Source organism: uncultured Veillonella sp. (genome assembly GCF_937981445.1).
In the GTDB taxonomy this organism is placed as follows: Bacteria; Bacillota; Negativicutes; order Veillonellales; family Veillonellaceae; genus Veillonella_A.
Map to the genome: position 1 here is coordinate 175,088 of NZ_CALJON010000008.1, position 17,502 is coordinate 192,589.

A 17,502-nucleotide genomic window follows, 5' to 3' on the forward strand; every position below is an offset into this window, starting at 1 on the left:
GCTTTAACACTAGGCTTTAATTCTAAGCCCTAATTATTCTTTTAATGATCCTGTACTTATGCTCGCTCCTTCGCAAAATTAACTAAGCCCCCAGCTTTTGCAATGTTTTGGATAAATGGCGGCAAGGCCGTGCCCTCATATATCTCTCCAGTACTTATATTGTGAACTTTACCTGCCCCTAATTCGACACCAATCCTATGATCAGGCGCTATCCGATTCACAGCGTCACCAATTTCAATGACCGGAAGACCTATATTAATGGCATTACGGAAAAAAATCCGCGCAAAGCTGTGCGCAATAATGCAAGGCACACCATTCGCTTTAATAACAGCTGGTGCATGCTCCCGTGATGAACCACAGCCAAAATTTTTACCTGCCACCATAATATCACCAGCTTCAACTTGTTGAGCAAAGCTTGTATCAATATCTTCCATTGCATGAGTGGCTAATTCTGTCATATCAGCAATAGCTAAATAACGCGCTGGAATAATTACATCTGTATCTACATTGTCGCCATAGCGCCAAATTTTACCTTCAAAATCCATAGGTCCTCCTTATACTCTGCTATTACAACCTAATCCCCTACTATTACAACCTATTTTCACATCTAGCCCCTACATCTTTTACTATCTAACGCTACCCAGTCTTCTCGCCCCCAAAGCAATCCATATCTCTACACTCTAAATATAGCCCCATCAAATGCCCCATAGCATCAAGTTCTTCAATACACTCCCATATATATTCGTTAATGCGCCCCAACCTCTTCAGGTCCTGCAATGCGTCCAAGTATAGCGCTCGCCGCCGCCACATAAGGGCTAGCTAAATAGACTTCGCTATCCACATGACCCATGCGCCCTCTAAAATTACGATTCGTCGTTGATACAGTTCGTTCGCCCGCTGCCATAATCCCCATATAGCCCCCCAAGCAAGGGCCACAAGTAGGCGTGCTCACAGCACAACCAGCGGCTACAAAAATATCGACTAAGCCAGATTTAATCGCTTGATCATACACAGCTTGACTTCCTGGCACTACGATACAGCGTACAAAATCGGCCACCTTTTTACCTTTAAAAATAGAAGCTGCAGCCTCTAAATCTTCATAGCGCCCATTAGTACAGGAACCTATAACCACCTGGTCAATGGTAATATCTTTAGCGATTTCATTAATATAATGTGTATTTGATGGCAAATGTGGAAACGCCACTACAGGCTGCAAGGCCCCAAGATCTATAATAATATGCTCGCAATATACCGCATCAGGATCTGCTTCAAGAGGCGTGAACTGCCTTGTTACACGGCCTGTAACATACTCTTCTGTCACCGCATCATAAGGAAAGACGCCACATTTACCACCCGCTTCAATCGCCATATTGCAGATTGTTAGACGATCGGCCATGGTCATATGGGCCACGCCAGAGCCAGTAAACTCTAAGGCTTTATAGCGAGCCCCATCAACGCCGATTCGACCAATCAACTCAAGAACAATGTCCTTGCCCGTTACCCAACGATTGGGCTGCCCCACAAGTTCCACTTTAATGGTCTCAGGTACTTTGAACCAAGTCTTCCCCATAGCCATAGCCACTCCTGCATCAGTAGAACCTACACCAGTAGCAAAAGCACCGAGCGCACCATATGTGCAAGTATGAGAATCCGCCCCGATAATCATATCCCCAGGAGCTACTAGGCCCTGTTCAGGCAATAATACATGTTCGATTCCCATGCGACCTACTTCAAAATAATGAGTAATGCCTGTTTCTCTTACAAAATCACGCATTATTTTAGCTTGCTCCGCTGATTTAATATCCTTATTAGGTGTAAAATGATCTGGTACTAAATAAATCCGTTCTGTATCAAATACAGGCTTACCAATTTTTCTAAACTCCTTAAGTGCTGGTGGGAATGTAATATCATTCATCAAAATAGCATCTAATTGACACTCTACAATCTGTCCCGCTTTTACTTCTGCCACGCCTGCATGACGGGCCATATTCTTCTCTGTTATCGTCATTCCCATAACAATAGCCTCCTCGAACTTTCTCTTTTCCCTCTTTTTATTTAAAAATTGCCTATTCATCTCATTAGCTTACGAAATAACACCTATTTTAATATCTAGAAGTGTAAACAAGTACCTCATCAGTCTTAAGATGTAACACCTATCTTAGTATCTAAAAGTGTAAACAAGTATCTCATCAGCTTAAAATGTAACACGCATCGTATCAGTTTACGATATAAGGCTCATCTCATTCTCTATTTCTTCTTTTAAATAAATGTAATTCACTGCATTAATATAGGCCAATACGCTAGATAAAATAACATCCGTACTCATGCCCCGGCCATTATATTTTCGCCCTTTATATTCCACCGTAACCTGCACTTCCCCTAGTGCATCCTGGCCCTCTGTAACAGCTCGCACTTGATAATTTTTTAAAATGATTGGCAAACCAATCACCCGTTCGCAAGCTTTAAGCGAAGCATCTACGGCGCCATCACCAACGGCCGCGTCTTCACGAATCCCCGTAGGCGTCTGTAACCGCACATCGGCGTAAGCATATCCACGCTCATTTGAATGATAATGATGATGTACTAGTTCTATCGCCTTGGTATGGTCAATAGTGTCAATAACCAGGGCTAACAAATCTTCATCAAAAATTTCTTTTTTACGATCTGCCAAAGCTTTAAATTTAACAAATAAATCATTGATCTTCTCAGCCCCAAAGGTAAAACCCATGGCGTCTAAATGGCTTTCAAAGGCGTGACGACCAGAATGTTTACCAAGCACTATATGTGTCTTATCAGCGCCCACACTATCGGGGGTCATAATTTCATATGTAGTTGGATTGTTTAACATGCCATGTTGATGAATCCCCGATTCATGAGCAAATGCATTGGCACCCACAATCGCCTTATTCGGTGGCACTACCATGCCCGTCAATTTACTAATCATTTTACTTACTCTTGTAAACTGTTTGGTATCAATTTGCGTATAAACACCATATATATCGCGCCTTGTGTGAAGAGTCATAACCACTTCTTCAATCCCTACATTGCCAGCCCGTTCACCTAAGCCATTGACGGTGCATTCTACTTGGCGTGCACCGTTTTGAATCGCTGCCAAAGTATTCGCATTAGCAAGGCCTAAATCATCATGACAATGAACACTAATTATGGCCTTTTCAATACCTTTTACATGATCTTTAATATACTTAATCTTAGCCCCAAATTCTTCAGGCGTCATATAGCCTACTGTGTCAGGCACATTTAAAATCGTAGCGCCCCCTTCAATGGCTACAGAGAACACTTCGCAAAGATAGTCCATATCGGTGCGCGACGCATCTTCTGCAGAAAACTCTATTTCGTGAAATTTCCCTTTTGCAAAGGCTAAACAATCTTTAATACTTTCAATCACTTCACGGCGTGTTTTTTTCAACTTATATTCTAGGTGAATATCACTTGTAGCAATAAATACATGAAGACGATTTCGCTCAGCCTTAGCCAATGCTTCCGCCGTCTTTTCAATATCTTTTTTATTGGCTCTCGCTAAGCCACAAATGGTCGCCCCTTTTACCTGTTCTGCTATAGCTGCTACAGCTTCAAAGTCGCCTGGTGAGGCAGCTGGAAATCCTGCTTCTATAACATCCACTCCAAGGCGCACTAAGTTTTGAGCAATTTCAATCTTTTCCGGTGTTTGAAGGCTCACGCCTGGACTTTGTTCACCATCACGCAAGGTGGTATCGAAGAAATACACGCGATCCATAGTATCCTGGCTACTGTGTTTTTCATTGACTGCCCCTTGATATATCTTATCTTGAGTTACATGACTTTGATTTTCTTTGCCTTGGGTTGCCCCTATATTCTCTCTCATATGATTCTCCTCTTTCTCAACTATCTTTGAAGTCTCTCACCTCTTCAAAGATCCTCTGTTCTTTCTCAATTCCACTCAAAGGCTCTCACCCCTTTAAGCTCTCTCTTCTTTCTCAAATCCTTTGAAGTTTCCCATCTCTTCAAATGTCCTCTGTTCTTTCTCAATTCTACTCAAAGGCTCTCACCCCTTTAAGCTCTCTCTTCTTTCTCAAGTCGCCCTAAGTTGCTTTCCACGCTAAGGGCTCACTCTCTTCTTTCTCAAATGTAGGTTAAGGGTACTAAAAAAGCCCCTGGACAAACAGACTGTATCTGCGTCCAGGGGCGTTATGTTGTATATTTACATACTTAAAAACTAACAAATCTTGCCTAAATTAAGCTAATGCTCACTACAAAATCTATTATCTTTTTATTCGTATATAACAAAAGCCCCTGAATTCACATCGTGAATCCAGGGGCGTTATGACATAACACGGTACCACCCTAGTTGGTGCTCTATAGTTATAACGGAACTACCGTCATGGCTTACTTAGTTTCAGCCACAATGCTCACAGGGGAGTTTCGATTATACAAGCTCTATTGCCTCACACCAACCGGCAACTCTCTGAAAGCAACTTAGTATATCTTTAAACCTGCTCATTGCATCTTTCATTTGATGTGTGTTATTTTCTCACAGGAAAAGACAATTGTCAATTAAAAAGAGAGTTCCATCACATAAAATATGCGATTCGTGTAATTTTAGTCATATAATATAGCTGTATTTTCTATTCCTATTTCACATGTTTAGCTACCATAAAGCCTGTTGCTTGTTGGTTTGCCATAATAGTAACATCGGAGATTTGTACACGCCGTGGCTGATTGGCAGTAAATAAAATAACCTCCGCAATATCTTCTGCTTGTAAGGCTTCTACGCCAGCGTATACATTCGCTGCTTTGTCCTTATCACCATGGAAACGCACTTCACTAAATGGTGTTTCTACAATACCTGGTTGAATATTTGTTACTTTAATATTCGTTTCAATTGTATCAATGCGAATCCCATCACTCAAGGTCTTAACGGCTGCTTTAGTGGCACAATATACAGCGCCTTTTGCATAGGCATAAATCCCTGCAGTAGAGCCTAAATTAATAATATGACCTTCATTGCGTTCTTTCATGTATGGCAAAATGGTACGGGTTACATATAGAAGGCCTTTCACATTAGTATCAATCATCGTTTCCATATCATCGATAGAGCTCTCTTCAAAAGAATCTAAGCCCTGTGCCAAACCAGCATTATTTACAAGCACATCAATAGAGCCTGCAGCTTTTACTACATCAGGTAACGTCTGAGTCACAGCTTCACGGTCTGATACATCAAGAGTAAATACAGTCACCTTTACGCCATATTCCGTTTCAAAATGATTTTTTAATTCATCTAAAACAGCTTGACGACGGGCACAGAGAATTAGATTATCCCCATGTTTAGCAAATGCCTCTGCTGTAGCACGTCCGATTCCTGAAGTTGCACCTGTAATTAATACATTTCGACTCATAATACTGTCTCCTTTACTCATCAAGACCAATGCAAGTATAAAATAATCTATATTATTTATTATACACTGAATTCATGATAAAACAACTGAAGCCCCTTTGTATATAGGCTCTAGCACTATTTTGACCATATACTATGCATGCCATTCGCCCCTTATGATGTAAGCCATTACATATAAGTATAGCTATTTTTCTAACATGGATTCTAAAATGACAATATCTGTCTCTTTCATACCTTCACGAGCTAAGGTGCCAATGGCCTTTACGGTTTTATCTATAGAGCCCTTCACCATGCCATCGCCGACTTTAAAGCTATTCTGTGATTTTGCCTGCCGATAGGAAAGCAATGCATTGCCTAAGGACATGCCAATTTTCATAGCACAGGATGCTTTGGCGCCATCGCAAACAACGCCTGAAGTCCCTACTAAGGCGTTGGATAAGGTTTCCCAAACTACTTCACGCGGCTCATTCAATAAATACGCAATCCCCGCCGCCGTCGCTGATGCGGCACTAACAACGCCACAGTAGGCACTTAGACGACCTATGTCCTGTTTAATATATAACGCCAATGTATTTGCTAAGGCGAGCGCACGATAGCGTCGTTCTTCCGGAATATTATACTCCTGTGCATATATCAAAATAGGCACTGATAATGTAATCCCTTGATTCCCACTGCCACAATTGATCATAACCGGCATACTGCAGCCATTCATACGTGCATCGGAACCTGCTGCTGCATAGGCACGCGCCTTATCTGCAATCGTATGAGCCTCTTCAATAATTAATTTACCAATATTAGAGCCATAAGTTCCCTTCATACCCTCTTCAGCAATAGCCATATTATATTCAAACTGACGACTCAATAATGACTTTAACCGTTCCAAATCAGCCTGTTCGGCAAATTCATAACAGTCATTAAAATCCACTTCAATCTCCTCAGCTACGGCCACTTCTAGAGGAATATCCAACAAGATGTTTCCATCTTTTTCAATACGAGTAATATTCGTATGTTTTTGCTGCAATACGACTTTGACTTCATGATCATTTGTACTCGCAATGACCTCAATATATAAATTGGCCACCCCTTCAGCAAGGCGGAGCGTGCAAAACTCGCTGTCATTGAGTTCATCAGCGCGCGCTACATCAGCTGATGTCAAATCTTCTAATACTTCTAATTCTTTTGACGCATCACCTACGATGGCGCCTAAAATCAAACTATAATAAATGCCCGTCCGGCCATCTGCATTGGGAATGGTCACACTTTTTGCGTTTTTAATAATATTACCACTACAATTAGCGTGCAATTTAGTAGGAAACTCCCCTAATACTTCTACTGCTTTCGCTGCGGTCAATGCTAGGGCAATAGGTTCCGTACATCCAAAAGCAGGTAGGACTTCCCGCTCCAATACTGCATATAAATCTTTCATCTCATCCTCCTACTCACTGGTGTATGTTCATGCAATAAATTATTCTTATACCATCATCATGCCATATATACGCTCATACAAGGCTTATTCTTATATAATAATCCTCCATATATAAATCTTACCACCATTCATTAATAAATGTATGTACCTTTGGATACAGTGCATCTAACGCCTTTACTAACGGCGCCCCTTCTGAGGAAACTTCTAATTTGCCTTCAAATAGAAGTTCAGACGCTGTCATTCGCCCCATGAGCAAGAGACTCAAGGCCCCCACGGTAATCGTAAGAATCGGTTTTCCTACAGCATCACTATCAACAATGGCTTCCGCGGTAAGGCGAATGGCGCCCTCTCCATGTGTCATATCCATAGCAGCCTCTTCACTGGTTTTTACTAATTGGAAAGAAAATACTTGGTCATTCCATTCGGCCAAAGGATCTATGACACGCATTTGCCAAGAGGACTGACCAGACTCTAGTAAATCCTTAGCAGCCCCTTCATTCACTGGTACTTGACTGACTGCCAAAGGCACATCTACAATGCGGCTCATCATAAAAGGCATGGTTGTATGCCCTGCTTTACCATCAGGATGGAAAATATAGGATTCATCTTTAAGCCCTTCATTCCAACGAAGAGTATGACCTTGGGAACGATGATTGTAAAAATAATTCAACAAACCTCGCTGTGCCCGTCTTGTAGTATAAATAAATTCCGTAACGGGAATTTCACTATCTCCCAAGCGGTACATAGCATAGCCTTCAATAGGTGCCCACTGCCCAGCACCTGTAGTGGCACCTGCTTGCTGAGACGCTTCACGAGTACCACCCCATTGACCCTTTTTAGAATGGCTTCCTACTTGAGTAGCTTCACCCATAGGCGCTGGGCCACGTACATAGGCTACGCGCACGCCTTCAGCAAAAAGACTTTCTAACAATCTTGTCCATTCTGCTTCACCTCGTACAGCATGACCACTTGTATTCTTAGTATACGCTTCATACACAGGGGCTAATAAAGTCCATTCACTAACATCTTCTAGTAGGCCAAACTCCATGGTTTTATCGGTTAATGGTCGCAACTCATCTAAAGGTAAGGTTTGTACCCATTGATGGGCATACAAATCCCAACCATACTGCTGATAAAAGGCAGCCTTTGATGGCATGAGGATCGTAAGCCCTTGTTTACGCGAGCGCAGTTCCTCTAACGAGTGCTTAAGCAAACGCCCACCAATACCACCGCGCCGTGCTATGGGATCTGTGGCCACGCCCACCATGTAACTAATAGGCAAAATCGCACCGCGTACATCCAAATTATATTGACGCAAATGAACCATGCTAGCCAAAGTCTCATTTTCATAGCCCACTAAGGTATGTTCTGGCTCATAGGCCTTCTCAAAATAATATTTAAAAAATGGCGTATCTTCCGTTTCAAAGCAATAGTCCCACAAACGCTTTACCGCCTTAGTATCACCATCATTAGCAATTCTAAATTCCATCTATCTCACCCTTTCATATAAAGAATATGTTCCTCTAAAAATACAATCAACTAACATAGACTCAACTAAAAAACTTAACTGTTAAGGGCATCCCATACAGCCCTAGCCTTTTAAGATCATGCAATACAGCCCTAGCCCTTTAAGAGCATGCAATACAGCCCTAGGCCTTATGTAAAAATAAGGGAGCCCAAATGGACCCCCTAATTTATACATACTATGCCTGCGCTGCTTTTTCTTTAACGCAAACAGCATCATATTTTTCTGCAAAATGATCAGGATGATATGACTCTTTTGCCTTACGTAAGCCAGGTAAGCCCATATCTTCTTCTCGATTTACAAATTCTACATCAGCAAATTCATGACGTAAAAATTCATTGTTAATAGCTTGGTATAAGCCACGAATAGTTGGATTTGCTTTTTCAATATGAATTAGTGCCATGCGATCATTTAGCATTTGCCCAATAGTGAAGGCTTCAATACGGCCAAATAATTTAATCGCACCACCTACCAAACCTAATTCGTCCCAATGAGTGAAGAGTAATTTAATCGCTTCAAGCTCATCTTCAATGCCCTCTTCATGATGCGTTTCTACCCAGGATTCAGCGGTAGCAATGCAATCAGCAAAAATATCATCTGTTAGTGGCATGTATTCGTAATTAGTGTACTGCATGCGGAATTGGTTCAAATGATTTTTCTTCTGACGCAATTTTTTACCTGCCAAGGTAATCATATCCTGCGTTCTATAAATATATTCAAAATTATCACGGTCAGCTGTAAACTCATAGCAATCTGGACAAAGTGTCTTCATGCGCTCTACCATGATTGGATTAATCCCTTTTAAGCTAAAAGGCAAGTTGTTTTCCTTAAACCATTCTTTAGCCATTTCAAGACCATCTACAAATTTTGCATCTTTGCCGGCAAAAGGTGGTAACATAAATGGATCGCGCTTGCCGCCCCCTTTAATAAAGAGGATGCCATCTTCTTCAGCCCATTCAATACCATAGGAATCTTGCCACATAAATAAAGTTGTAAAACAACAGTCAGATGCTTCATAATGATGCTCTGCAAAATAAGCATCAATTAAAGGTTTATCTTTTAATTCAAAACGTCGAAAATCTAAAATCGGAATCGCCCCCTGAAAACTATATTAAATCTCAGTATCCATAACTACGAATACTTGTATGTACAATCAGTTTCGTGGCCCTACCACAAAGGCAAAGCACACAAAATACTGCTTCATTTACACATGGTAAAAAACACAGCAAATCTATTATACTACATAATTTAATTTTACAAAATCATCTATATCTATATATCTCATTCTTTCTATATGTATTGTATCATAGAATCAAGTAAAAGAGAATTATGAACATTTAGCTTCCCTATCATGATATAATAAATGCAATTCAGTTATCATAATAGACCAAAGTATACAGCCTCAGTTTACATAGGAGCCAACTCATGACCTTACAACAATTAAAATACATTTTAACTATTGCTGAAACGGGCTCTATTAGTGAAGCAGCTCGGCGACTGTTTATTTCACAGCCCAGCCTGTCCAATGCCTTACAGGATATTGAAAAGGAGCTCCATCAGCCACTCTTTATGCGCCGCCGCAATGGCGTCATTTTAACACAATTTGGCCAACAATTTATTGGTTATGCCCGCGCTGTACACCAACAAATGGACTTATTAGAAGACCGTTTTATCAATAGTCGGCCTCCCAAAATTCGCTTCTCCGTATCCACTCAGCACTACACATTTACGGCCAATGCCTTTGTTCATATGGTAAAACAATTTGGCGAGGATCGTTTTGAGTTTATTCTCAATGAAACACAGACCTATCAGATTTTAGAAGATGTAAAAAATCGCTTTAGTGATTTAGGCGTCATATACCTGAGCCAATCCAATGAATCTATTTTACGCAAGGAAATAGAACAGCGTGAACTTCAATTTACACCTTTGTTTACAACGAAGCCTCATGTATTTCTTCGCCGTAATCACCCACTGTCTACTAAATCCTTAGTTACTTTAGAAGAATTAGCCCCTTACCCACGGCTCAACTTTTTACAAGGGCCCTATGAATCCAATTATTTTTCTGAGGAACTTTTGAGCACCCTCCCGGCAGATAAACTCATCCGCATCAGTGATCGTGCTTCCGTAGTTAATTTATTAATCGGCCTTGACGGTTACACCATATCTAGCGGTATTATGCCGAGCTATTTGCAAGGTGATGTACTCATTGCCATCCCCCTTGATTATGATGAGACCATTACGATTGGCTATGTACAATTAAAAAATCAGAGTTTATCGGAATTAGCCTCCATTTATATTGAAGCATTAAAATCCTACGAAAAAGAAATTACATCATAAGGTCATATCTTTAGTAAAGCTAACAATATTAGTAAAACTAGTGAAATTACTGAAATTAGTGAAACTAGTGAAATTAACAAAACTATCAAAATTAGTAAGCTAGTAATTGTACTAAAATTTATAAAATCATACTATTATAATACACTTACAACCTTTAACATCTTAAACACTATCTTTATATCTTAAACTCTAAATGAGTATATAAAAGCCATCCATAGTTTAAAACTATGGATGGCTTAATTTTATATGTATTACCTATCTTAGGATATTTTATTGTATGATAAGCGCAACACAAATTTTCTTATCAAATATACAACTACTATCTATTTACTTCATCTCCTAAGGAGGTCCTATGTCACTTTATATACTAAGCAATTATCTACTGTACTGTATTATTAATGCCTTTACGCCAGGTCCTGACAATATTCTAGCCCTAAACACGACCAATATATATGGTTGGTCAAAAGGGAAACCTTTATTCTTTGGCATTTTTGCCGGTTATTTTGCTGTACAAATCATAAGTGGACTGTTCGTTTTCTTTTTAGGCACTACCTCCCCTGAGCTTCTTACTATCATCAAATATATGGGCATCGCCTATATTCTTTGGCTCGCTTATACTATTGCTACCAGTACACCGGCTACTACCACTGAAACGCATAAAGCCTCATTTCTTAAAGGCTTTTTGTTACAATTCGTAAATGTAAAAATCTACATCTTTGGTATCACGGCCTTAACAGGCTACATCACGCCATATACAAATCATATGACCTGGATTTTAGCAGCCAACTTATGTATTGCTACCATTGGTTGTATCGCCACTAGCTCTTGGATTGCCGCGGGACTCGCCTTGCAGCGCGTCTATAATCGTCACTTTCGCCTTATTAATAGTATCTTAGCCCTAACATTATTAGAATGTGTCTACAGCATGTGGTAAATCAAGCGCGCACTTAGAACTCATAGGAATGTAAAGTTAACGCCCTACATATAAATATAAAACCCTTTATATATAATTATAAAATCCTCCATATCTAAATATAAAAACCCCTAAATAAAAAACTCCCAAATAAAAGAGTCTCTAAATATAAAAAACCTCAGACCAGACATATACATAAGACAAACAATCTTATATATGCTAACTGAGGTTTTTTTAATTAACGAATGTAAAACTTAAATCGCTTACGCTTCGTCTTCGTTTTCTAATTCTGATTTAGCAATAATAGCTACAGAAGCTACTTTGTCATCACCATCAAGACTTTGAAGTTTAACGCCCGATATAGCCTTGCCCTTCTTAACAGCAATATCTTTCATATCAAAGCGAATAATCTTGCCTTGTTCTGAAATTAACATCACTTCATCATCGTCAGTTACGATTTCAACGGCTACTACATCACCAGTTTTATCAGTAATGCGGAAGTTTTTTGTCCCTTTACCGCCACGTTTTTGAAGTGTATAGGCATCTTCACTATTGCGTTTACCAAAGCCTTCTTCACTAATAGTGAAGACTTGGCATACTTCGCCAGTACCATTAATAATGCCCGCACCAACAACTTCGTCACCGCTATTTAACTTAATGCCACGAACGCCTTGTGCGGAGCGCTTCATGAGACGCGCATCTTCTTCGCTAAAGCGAATCGCCATCCCCTTACGAGTACCGATGAGAACTTCTTGACCACCTTCTGTAATACATACAGAAATAAGTCTATCTTCATCGCCAAGAGAAATTGCATTAAGACCACTACGACGAATATTGCGATATTCTTCAATAGATGTACGTTTTACTACGCCATGTTTAGTTACCATGAAGAGATTCAAATCATGATTTACTGTTTCCATATCAATCATGGTGGTCACAGCTTCACCTACATTAAGCGGCAATACATTAATTATCGCCGTTCCTCGTGAATTGCGACTGGATGCTTCTGGTACTTCATAGCCTTTTAAGCGATACGCACGGCCTGCTGTAGTAAAGAACAATAAGGTATTATGAGTGCGAACATGTAAAATTTGAACTACATAATCGTCCTCTTTAGTCTTCATACCTACAACACCAACGCCACCTTTATGTTGATTGCGATATACATTGGCATTCATGCGTTTAATATAGCCTTGACGAGTCAATGTAATTACCATTTCTTCATCGGCAATTAAATCTTCCACATCAAGATCTGATGTATCAATGGTAATTTCACTGCGACGCTCATCACCATATTTATGTTTCATATCAGTCAATTCTTCTTTAATAATGCCGCGTTGACGTTCTTCACTAGCAAGAATGGCTTTCAAATCAGCAATAAGAAGTTCTAACTGTTTGTATTCTTCTTCGATTTTTTCTCGTTCTAAACCGGTTAGACGGCGTAAACGCATATCGAGAATCGCTACGGCTTGTTTTTCAGTAAGGCCAAATTTGCTAATCAATGCATTCTTCGCAATTTCATCAGTTTCAGATGCACGAATGGTGGCAATAACTTCATCAATATGATCAAGCGCAATTAATAAGCCTTCTAAAATATGAGCACGTGCTTCCGCCTTAGCCAATTCAAACTGCGTACGACGCACGATAACGCCTAAACGATGGTTTAAATAGTGAGATAGCACTTCTTTTAAAGTCAACACTTTAGGATGACCATCTACAAGGGCCAGCATAATCACGCCGAAAGACTCTTGTAATTGCGTGTGCTTATATAATTTATTAAGAACAATATCAGGCTGCACATCGGCACGCAATTCTACTACAATGCGCATACCACGGCGGTCCGATTCATCGCGAAGAGCGGTAATGCCATCAATGACTTTATCGCGACTAAGCTCAGCAATGGATTCGATAACGCGCGCCTTATTGACTTGATAAGGGATTTCAGTCACTACAATGCGATGTTTCCCCTTGTTCATTTCTTCAATAGTAGCGCGAGCACGCATTTTTATGCTGCCACGACCAGTGCTATAGGCTTTTTTAATGCCTTCGCGACCTAAAATCATAGCCCCGGTTGGGAAGTCTGGGCCCTTAATAGCCGTCATCAATTCTTCTGTAGTAACCTCAGGATTATCAATGAGCATGATAAGACCATCAGCTACTTCATTAAGATTATGCGGTGGAATATTGGTCGCCATCCCTACGGCAATACCGGACGAACCGTTAATAAGTAGATTTGGAATCTTAGCAGGAAGCACCGTAGGCTCTTGCAAGGACTCATCATAGTTAGCCATAAAATCAACTGTATTTTTGTCAATATCAGCTAACATTTCCGTAGTGATCTTAGCCATGCGCACTTCTGTGTAACGCATTGCCGCAGCCGAATCACCGTCAATGGAACCAAAGTTACCATGACCATCAACCAATAGATAGCGCGTATTAAAATCTTGCGCTAAGCGAACCGTCGCATCATATACGGAACTATCACCATGTGGATGATATTTACCAAGTACATCGCCGACAATACGCGCTGACTTTTTATATGGTTTGTTAGGCGTCATGCCTGTTTCGTGCATAGCATATAAAATACGACGATGCACTGGTTTTAGACCATCCCTAACATCTGGTAAGGCACGCATAACAATTACACTCATAGCATAATCGATATAGGAGCTCTTCATTTCTTTATCAATCTGGACGGGCTCAATTTTCCCGTGACTCCAGGTCGTTTCCTCCACAGTCTCACCTCATTTAACAATACAACATGTACGATTTTTTGGAATTTTACCAACTTATATTATATCATTTTTACCTATATATTGCTACTTTTCAGGGATTTATACTTTTCCTCTACAGGCCTAAATCATAAAATAAAAATAAACTCTAATTCGCCTTAGGCAGAACGACTTAAGTCCATATTTCTAGCAAAACTACTTACATTAGTCCCCCAAACTAACGTGGCCAACACATAATAACTAGGACTCCCATTAAGGCAATAAGACCGCCTATTAAATCGGCCATATCAGGTATTACTTTATCTACCTGCCGCCACCAATCTCAAACAGACCAGCCATAAGAAAACCTGCTAACGATTTTACTAGGTCCATGGTCAACTCCTTTTCTACTAAGCCTATCACCACAATCTATTTCGTTCGTCTCAATTTATTTCTATCGCCTCGAGCTATTTCATCGTGGAATCTAGGCGATTCATACGAAAATCTTCTACGACTTGCATAAAGTCTTCATTGTGAATGGGATTAAATGTGGTGCCATATAAATGGCTCGAGCAATCACAATCACTACAACCAAAACCTTTAATCTCCCACTGCGCAATGCCTTTCATAGCGGCACTCATTTCACATTCTAAATCAGCGCTACTGCGAACTGGCAAAGCCGCCACTACATCACAATGGGATCTAAAATAGTCTAAATGCCAATGCAAGTTCTTGCGCTTCCGTTTGTGTCGCTCTAATCGCTTAGTTAAATTAGCCTTAGCCGATCCTACATAGGTGTAATACCCTTTTTGAAAATGCATAAGCCCTTTACTTCCGATTTCAAGCTCTATATCTTCTGGCAATTCTAATACTACAAAATAGTCCCCTCGATCTTGTCCTTCCTGTGCCACCACCTCATGTTTATACACACATTGTCGCACCACCTTAGGCATAGTAAACTCTTCCGTCCATGCCACGGCCACAGCCTTCCAATCCAGTACAGGTGCCACCTCTTTAAAAGTCGTTGCAAAGGCCAAATCCGTATGATAATCAGGTAAAAACCAATGAGCTCTCGACCATTGTACCAAAAACAAAATCCCCGTTCTATACCCGTCTTCGCGAAGGCTAGCTAAATGTAATAAATGCTTGCGCCCTCGCTCTGTAATAGCATCAGGAAACATGGCCCCTTCAGTACTAAACAAGGTGCAGGATTTAACTTCTAATAAGAAATCCTCTCCGGCCTCATTAGTTAACAATAAATCAAAGCGACTATGACCTACTGTATATTCTCTTCGCACCACATGCCACTCTTCCCAACCGGGAATCTGCTTTTCATCGATTAAATAGGCTGCCACATCATTGCTATAATTTGTATCTAACATAATGGGCACGCCATCACGTTCAATACCAATGACGCGAAACTTAGTTTTGGAGCCTGCTTTTGCATGTGGCACAATATACATAACAACACCAGGAAATAATAGCTCCCACATGCGTCCCGGATTCGGCAAATGGGCTGCCACCACCTGCCCCTGCTCTACAGGCATGCCAAGCGCTACCGACGGGTCCCGCTGTTGCATGGCCACCTCTGTGGCATCATGATTATCTATTAATGATTTCTGCTCCCCATCACTACATAATGCCACCTTTACCACAAAGCGATTGGGACGCTCTACAAATTTAGCTTTTATAATTTCCTTATATAATCGTTCCATAGAAGCTCTTTCTTTATATTAATTTTGAAAACATTTGCCATTTATAATTACTTTTTGTAAAATTTGTATACAACTATATCTAAATTTTTGAAAATGTAGCACAGACTACATACAATAGAAGATATTTTGTCTATAATGTAAACATAGTCAATCACATAGACCCAATGAAATTACATAATACATGCTATTTTAAGAGAAAACAGCCCTTGTATTACTCAATCGTTTCATGACTAAAGTATTGACATACCATGTAATGCCCTCAGTGATACATCATTGCACGGGCATCATATATTCTAATTTAATTGTATGTAATATTGATTACATACCTCATTATACGTAGATTGTAAACTCTCGTAAAGGCGAGAGCGTCAAAAGGGAAAGGACGATTATTATGGCTCAAGTAGCAGGTAACTTACAACGAATTCGCAACGGTGAACGCCGTTATGCAATTACCCCTCGTATTCCAGGCGGCTTTGTACAACCCGCTTTACTTCAAAAAATTGCAGACGTAGCTAAAACATTTAAAGCTACCTTAAAAATCACTGGTGCACAACGCATCATGATTACTAATCTAAAAGCGGAAGATGTAGATAAAGCTTGGGACATGCTCGGTATGACACCAGCATACACTACATCAAATCGCGTACGCAGCGTAAAATTCTGCCCTGGCACCACCTTCTGTAAACGCGCTAAACAAGACAGTGTCAGCTTAGGTATGAAATTAGATAAATTATATGTATCCCAAGAAATGCCTTCTAAAATGAAAATGGGCGTATCTGGCTGTCCTAACTCCTGTTCTGAAGCCATCACCAAAGATATTGGTGTTATTGGCACAGCTACAGGTTGGCAAGTATATGCCGGCGGTAGCGCTGGTGCTCATCCTCGCTTTGCAGACTTAATTGCTGAGGTAGAAACAGAAGCCCAAGTATTAGCCTTAGTAGAACGCATGGTTACATACTATAAAGAGAATGCTCATATTGAACGCATAGGCGCATTCATTGACCGTATCGGCCTTGATACCTTTAAAGAAGCCGTTCTTGGCGAATTGGCAAATACAGATGCTACTACAGCAGAACCGATTGCTACACCTGCCTCCATTAGTACAGCTACGGCCACAGCAACAGAGCCAAAGGTAGCTTTACCAGGTGCCGGTAATCAAGCTCTTGGCTTATCTGTAGGGGCCCCTATTACAGCAGACTCTATTATTCGTGAAATTATTGAAGTATATCCAAATACAATTCCTGTTCTTCAATCTATTGGCATGGGCTGTTTAGGTTGTCCATCGGCCACACAAGAACCTCTTTGGCAAGCTGCATCCATCCATGGCTTTGATGTAGATGAATTAGTAGGTCGTTTGGAAACAATTCGTAAAGGTGCGTAAACCCTACTAATGTAAAGCACGTAATTAATGTGTTACTAGATTAGCTATTAGCTAATCTAGTAGATTACACAATGAGAGTTCTAGGATTTTAAATTTCACAAA

The 17,502-nt window shown here is 40.3% G+C and carries 13 protein-coding genes and 1 other annotated feature; of the genes, 3 read left to right on the forward strand and 10 right to left on the reverse strand.

Annotated features, from left to right (window positions below; all coding sequences use genetic code 11):
• Window positions 1-56 precede the first annotated feature (56 nt).
• From Q0376_RS01840 to Q0376_RS01870, 7 genes are all read right to left on the reverse strand, one after another.
• The gene (locus Q0376_RS01840; protein ID WP_298703454.1) at window positions 57-545 is read right to left on the reverse strand and encodes a 3-isopropylmalate dehydratase small subunit; all 489 of its coding nucleotides are present in this window, start codon (window positions 543-545) and stop codon (window positions 57-59) included.
• Between the two features lie 200 nt (window positions 546-745).
• Window positions 746-2,014, reverse strand: coding sequence for a 3-isopropylmalate dehydratase large subunit (gene leuC, locus Q0376_RS01845; RefSeq protein WP_298703456.1), 1,269 nt, complete (start codon window positions 2,012-2,014; stop codon window positions 746-748).
• 207 nt (window positions 2,015-2,221) lie between these two features.
• Window positions 2,222-3,862 (reverse strand): 2-isopropylmalate synthase, encoded by a 1,641-nt coding sequence (locus Q0376_RS01850; RefSeq protein WP_298703459.1) that lies wholly within the window; start codon window positions 3,860-3,862, stop codon window positions 2,222-2,224.
• A gap of 446 nt (window positions 3,863-4,308) precedes the next feature.
• Window positions 4,309-4,507 (reverse strand) — a binding site (T-box leader).
• A gap of 121 nt (window positions 4,508-4,628) precedes the next feature.
• A complete protein-coding gene (locus tag Q0376_RS01855; RefSeq protein WP_298703462.1) occupies window positions 4,629-5,393 on the reverse strand; it encodes an SDR family NAD(P)-dependent oxidoreductase in 765 nt (254 codons plus the stop codon).
• A 183-nt stretch (window positions 5,394-5,576) separates the two neighbouring features.
• Window positions 5,577-6,818 carry a serine dehydratase subunit alpha family protein gene (locus tag Q0376_RS01860; protein WP_298703465.1) on the reverse strand — a complete coding sequence of 414 codons (1,242 nt, stop codon included), beginning with the start codon at window positions 6,816-6,818 and terminating at the stop codon, window positions 5,577-5,579.
• Between the two features lie 118 nt (window positions 6,819-6,936).
• Window positions 6,937-8,307: an enhanced intracellular survival protein Eis gene (locus tag Q0376_RS01865; RefSeq protein ID WP_298703466.1), complete on the reverse strand. Its 1,371-nt coding sequence runs from the start codon at window positions 8,305-8,307 to the stop codon at window positions 6,937-6,939.
• A 214-nt stretch (window positions 8,308-8,521) separates the two neighbouring features.
• Entirely contained in the window at window positions 8,522-9,430 is a 909-nt protein-coding gene (locus tag Q0376_RS01870; protein WP_298703560.1) for a DUF2156 domain-containing protein, read from the reverse strand.
• A gap of 338 nt (window positions 9,431-9,768) precedes the next feature.
• Here Q0376_RS01870 and Q0376_RS01875 point away from each other — a divergent pair, with 338 nt between their 5' ends.
• Complete coding sequence (locus tag Q0376_RS01875; protein ID WP_298703468.1) at window positions 9,769-10,680, forward strand: LysR family transcriptional regulator; 912 nt, start codon at window positions 9,769-9,771, stop codon at window positions 10,678-10,680.
• 352 nt (window positions 10,681-11,032) lie between these two features.
• The gene (locus Q0376_RS01880) at window positions 11,033-11,614 is read left to right on the forward strand and encodes a LysE family transporter (RefSeq protein WP_298703469.1); all 582 of its coding nucleotides are present in this window, start codon (window positions 11,033-11,035) and stop codon (window positions 11,612-11,614) included.
• A gap of 242 nt (window positions 11,615-11,856) precedes the next feature.
• Here the strand turns inward: Q0376_RS01880 and gyrA are convergent, their stop codons facing one another.
• The 3 genes from gyrA to sfsA form a co-directional block, all read right to left on the reverse strand.
• Window positions 11,857-14,328 (reverse strand): DNA gyrase subunit A, encoded by a 2,472-nt coding sequence (gyrA, locus tag Q0376_RS01885; RefSeq protein ID WP_298703473.1) that lies wholly within the window; start codon window positions 14,326-14,328, stop codon window positions 11,857-11,859.
• Window positions 14,329-14,542: 214 nt separating this feature from the next.
• Entirely contained in the window at window positions 14,543-14,611 is a 69-nt protein-coding gene (locus Q0376_RS09305; protein ID WP_363302976.1) for a hypothetical protein, read from the reverse strand.
• A gap of 160 nt (window positions 14,612-14,771) precedes the next feature.
• Window positions 14,772-16,019 (reverse strand): DNA/RNA nuclease SfsA, encoded by a 1,248-nt coding sequence (gene sfsA, locus Q0376_RS01890; protein ID WP_298703475.1) that lies wholly within the window; start codon window positions 16,017-16,019, stop codon window positions 14,772-14,774.
• 391 nt (window positions 16,020-16,410) lie between these two features.
• Between sfsA and Q0376_RS01895 the strand changes: the two genes are divergently transcribed.
• Window positions 16,411-17,400, forward strand: a complete 990-nt coding sequence (locus tag Q0376_RS01895) for a DUF1858 domain-containing protein (RefSeq protein ID WP_298703476.1) — start codon at window positions 16,411-16,413, stop codon at window positions 17,398-17,400.
• Window positions 17,401-17,502 lie beyond the last annotated feature (102 nt).